This is a genomic window from Streptomyces sp. NPDC002690, assembly GCF_053592415.1.
In genome coordinates this window covers 1-1,414 of record NZ_JBSFVR010000730.1, presented here as the reverse complement: position 1 = coordinate 1,414, position 1,414 = coordinate 1, and the positions used below count along the sequence as shown (strand labels likewise).

The following is a 1,414-nucleotide window of genomic DNA, read 5'->3' as shown; positions in this document are numbered from 1 at the left end:
CCGGTACGCCACCGCGCCCCGGGCGCCGATGTCCCTTCACACCTCGTGTCCGGTGAATGCCGGATCGTTATCCTCAATTCTCGCTCAGATCTGCTCCGCCGAACGCGAGGCTCGTACCGGCGTCCGTACCGGTGGAGGCGAGCGGGCCGGCGCCCTGCGCCGTCACGTTCCCGTTGCCGTCCGACCCGCCGGAGGCGGATCCGGAAACGGAGCCGGAGGCGTCGTCGTCGTCCGTACCGTTCTGGTCGGAGGCGGGCTCGACCGTGCTGCCGCCGGTCGACGTGGTGCCGGAGTCGGAGCCCGGGGTCCCGCCGGTCTGGGCGGTGCTGCCGGTGGTGCCCCCGCCGTCGGTTCCGGTCGTTCCGTCCGTACCGCCCTCGCCCGCCTGGGCTGCGTCCTTCTCGTCCTGTTCGCGGGCCTCGTACTGCCCCGACTCCAGGAATGCCACCCGGTCTTCCGGAGTGCCCTTCAGCGCCGCCTCGCCGGCCTCCTTGACGTGCTCCCCGCCCATCTGGACGATCCGGGCGACCAGCACCCTGTTGTCCGTGTCGCGCGCCACGTGCTGGCCGGTCTCCAGGAACGCGGCGCGGTCCTCGGGCGTGCCGTTGAGCGCGGCCTTGCCCGCCTCCCGCACGTAGGTGCCGCCGGTGCTGATGAGCTGGGCGACGAGGACGCGGTTGTCCTCGTCGCGGGCCTCGTACTGGCCGGTCTCCAGGAACGCGACGCGGTCCTCGGGCGTGCCGTCCAGCGCCTTGCTGCCTTCCCGCTTCACCCCGGGGCCGCCCACGCCCATGATCCGCGCGACGGCGATGCGGTTGTCCTGGTCCCGGGCGGTGTACTGACCGGTCGTCAGGAACGCGCGCATGGCGTCCGCTCCTCCGTCGATCGCCGCGCTGCCCTGTTCGGCCACCACGGAGCCCTTCCCGGCCGCGGCGATGAGGCGGAGGATCTCGATCCGGTCGTTCTCCTCCTGGTCCTCACCCTCCGAGCCCTCCGAGGACGAGGACGACAGTGACGACGACGTGTCCGCGGCCGAAGCCGCGGCCCGGTCGTCCGTCCCGGCCGCCGACGCGGGGGACGACAACAGGAAGGCGGGCGCGACGGCAGCTGCGGCGAGCAGGGTGCCGACTCTGGATATCTTCAAGAAGAGCTCTCACTTCACCCAAGGAATCATCAAGTATGAGAGGTGAGTGTAGTGCGCACGACTGACAAGAGCCCTCGTCCCTGCGCCGGTTGAGACCTCCCGGCCCGTTCCTGACGCGTGATCGGGCGAGGGGCCGAAGGTGGTCGCGCCGGTGTCGCGGGGTCCGTACGGATGTTTCGCGCGGCCCCGTACGGATTCGGCCCGGGGCGCCACGGGGAGCCCGGTCCCGGGCCGGCCCCGGGTGCCCGCCGCGTGCGGGCCCGGCCGTCC

The 1,414-nt window shown here is 72.3% G+C and carries 1 protein-coding gene; it reads right to left on the bottom strand.

Going from position 1 to position 1,414, the window contains the following annotated elements; translation table 11 throughout:
- Positions 1-73: 73 nt before the first annotated feature.
- Complete coding sequence (locus ACWD3D_RS37095) at positions 74-1,144, bottom strand: ALF repeat-containing protein (protein WP_451465028.1); 1,071 nt, start codon at positions 1,142-1,144, stop codon at positions 74-76.
- Positions 1,145-1,414: the final 270 nt, after the last annotated feature.